The 3,119-nt window shown below is 65.6% G+C and carries 1 protein-coding gene; it reads left to right on the top strand.

Going from position 1 to position 3,119, the window contains the following annotated elements:
• Nucleotides 1-680 precede the first annotated feature (680 nt).
• Nucleotides 681-2,861 carry a bifunctional diguanylate cyclase/phosphodiesterase gene (locus tag FV242_RS33350; RefSeq protein ID WP_210248994.1) on the top strand — a complete coding sequence of 727 codons (2,181 nt, stop codon included), beginning with the start codon at nucleotides 681-683 and terminating at the stop codon, nucleotides 2,859-2,861.
• Nucleotides 2,862-3,119 lie beyond the last annotated feature (258 nt).

The raw sequence follows: 3,119 nt of genomic DNA, 5'->3' as shown, positions 1-3,119 counted from the left end.
CTTGAACCGCTCCGAGAAGGCGTGGAAGATGGGCCCGCGTGAGTGGGTCATGGCCAAGGCGCAGTTCGCCGTCATCTTCGGCGAGCGCTTCACCCGGGCCATGGCGGCCTGATGTTCAACCCGCCGCCCACACACGGAATTTCCGATAGTTCCTACGCCTCCTGGGGCAGGCGCTCGAAACGATGGTGCAGGCTCTGCAGGCCGAACTCACACGGCTCGGATTGGGAGAGGACTCCAACGGGGCCGCTTTGGACCTTGAAGGCATCGTCCGTCTGGCACGAGCTGCCCGCAGCTACGGTATTGACCAAGCAGAGTAGCGCACCCTGATCACCGTTCCTTCGGCAGTCGCGGGTTCGAGCCTAAGGCTGACGTCAGGCGCACAGGGCTAGGCTCAAGCTCCTATCACGCAGTTGCAGATCATCAATGTTCCACGCAGCGGTTTCAGCCACTGATCGAGAGCGGCGTTTCCTATAGCTTTCGATCCAAGGTTGCAGATCTGTTTCAATCACTTCCATTAGCCCACAGTCTATAAATCCTCTTCCCCGGCTTACAGCGACTGTTGCAGCGTCCAGAGCGGCGCCGACACCGTACAACCCTTAGAGGTTCTTTTAACAACCTCATAGTAATGTGGCAGCCGAACGCAACCTCGAGTGCCTGTCGTGCGGCTTCCCCCCATCCTCGTGGCAGAGGACGCCCGTATCGCGGCGCTGGCCGAGTATGACCTCGTTGACTCAGCGCCAGCGCCAGCCTTCGCTCAGATCGTCGCCCTGGCCGCACGCCTGTTCCAGGTTCCCACCGCGTTCGTCTCTCTGCTCGATCGCGACCGCCAGGTGTTCCACGCCAAGGTCGGTCTCAGCCTGTGCGAGACTGACCGTGAGGTCGCGTTCTGCTCGCACACTGTCGCGCAGACAGACGTCCTCGTTATCCTCGACGCTACCCTGGATCCACGCTTCCACGACAATCCGCTCGTCACCGGGCCGCCGCACATCCGCTTCTACGCCGGCATCCCGCTGCACGCGCCCTCGGGCCATGCCGTCGGCACGCTGTGCCTCGCCGATACGCGGCCGCGCAACAGCTTCTCCGACGCCGACCGACAGATCCTGCGGCAGCTGGCTGATCTTACCCTCGATCGCTTAGAACTGCGCCGATTAGAGGTCGCCCAGCGGGCGAGCCAATCGCGCTTCGTCCAGATTGCATCGACCTCGCCGGACGGCATCGTCTGCGCCGACGCAACAGGCCACATCACCTTCTGGAATGCCGCCGCCGAGCGGATCTTTGGCTACAGCGCCGCCGAGGCGCTCGGGCACGCGATCGACTTGATCGTGCCCGAGCGCATGCGCGGTGGCCACGGCGGTAGCCTGCACCGCGTCGCTGGTGGCGGCAAACCGCGGCTCCTGGGCAAGACCGTCGAGTTGCCGGCTCGCCATAAAGACAGCACCGAGTTCCCGATCGAGCTGTCACTGTCCCGATGGGAGGAGCAGGGGCGAGCCGCGTTCGGCGCGATCGTGCGCGACATCCGCGAGCGGCGCGCCAACGAGGACCGTCTATTCCGCCTCGCCCACCTCGACCCCCTCACCGAACTGCCCAATCGGGCTGTACTGTGCGAGCTGCTCACCGAGATCGTCACCGCGGGGCGTGCCGTATCGGTGCTGATGTTCGATCTCGACGGCTTCAAAGAGATCAACGACAGCCACGGGCATGCCACTGGCGACGCCGCACTCAAGGCGATGGCCGCCCGCCTGCTGGCGTGCATTCGTCCGATCGACACGGTCTCACGGCTGGGCGGCGACGAGTTCGTGGTGCTTATGCCCGACATCGGCGATCCGCTGCGAGCGGCCGAGGTGGCGGATACGATCATCGCGGCGGTCGCGGAGCCGTTCGAGCACGAGGGACAGACGCTTCGGCTCGGCACCAGCGTCGGCATCGCAATGGCGCCGGCGCACGGCGACAGCGCCGATGACCTGCTCTCGTGCGCGGATCTGGCCCTGTACCAAGCCAAGGGCGATGGCCGGGACTGCCATCGGCTGTTTACTCCCGTGCTCCGGCAGCAGGCGCAGCGCGTCCGCTCCTGCCGGGACGAGCTGGGTCGAGCCGTCGAGCGTGGCGAGTTCGTGCTGTTTTACCAGCCGCAGGTGCGTCTCAGCGACGGCTCGCTGGTCGGGGCGGAGGCGTTGATCCGCTGGCAGCATCCTGAGCGTGGCCTGCTCGCGCCTGCGGCATTCCTGGACGTGCTCGACATCAGCCGCTACGCCGCGCCCGTAGGTGACTGGGTGCTACGCACCGCCTGCACGCAGGCCGCGGCGTGGCGCGAGGCGGGGGCGCCCGAGTTCCGCATCGGGGTGAACCTGTGCAGCGCCCAGGTTCAGCGCGGTGACTTGGCCGAGACGGTGCGTGCTACCTTGCTCGACACTGGCTTCCCCGCCGCCGGCTTGGAGCTGGAAATCACCGAGAACATCGTGCTGCGCCACGATGCCGAGATGGTGGCCGCGCTGCGCAGCCTGCGCGAGGCTGGCGTCGGCATCGCTTTCGACGATTACGGCACCGGCTACGCCTCGCTCAGCTTACTCAAGCGCTTTCCGTTGACCCGGTTGAAGATCGACCGCTCATTCGTAACCGGCATGCTCACTTCGCACCAAGACGTGACGATCGTGCGAGCGATCCTGCAACTCGGGCATGGGTTCAAGCTGGAGGTGATCGCCGAAGGCATCGAGACGGAGGCGGAGCACGCTCGTCTACGAGCCAAGGGCTGCCAAGAGGGACAGGGCTACTTGTTCGGCAAGCCGATGCCCGCGGACGTGTTCGCGAACCGCTTCGGTCTCGGGTTCCGTCAGGCGTCGAGGGGCATGTCGGCCGCTGTCTGATGTGGTGCGTGACGCGGGCCGTGGCGCGCATTCCCACGTCAGCGACTAACCGCTACGCTTTCTTCACGACGAGTAGCACAGTGCCGCCGTCATGCCGATCCGGCCCGAGCACCGCTTCTTCTACCCGATCGACTGGCGCGAGCTGTCGATGGCGATCCGCTTTGGCCGGGCACAGGGCCGGTGCGAGAGCTGCGGGCGGCCACACGGGCAGATAGTCTACCACCTCGGCGATGGGGGTTGGTGGGACGCTGAGGCCAG

Origin of the sequence: Methylobacterium sp. WL64 (assembly GCF_008039945.1) — a bacterium.
GTDB lineage: Bacteria > Pseudomonadota > Alphaproteobacteria > Rhizobiales > Beijerinckiaceae > Methylobacterium.
This window is presented reverse-complemented; position numbering and strand designations above follow the sequence as displayed.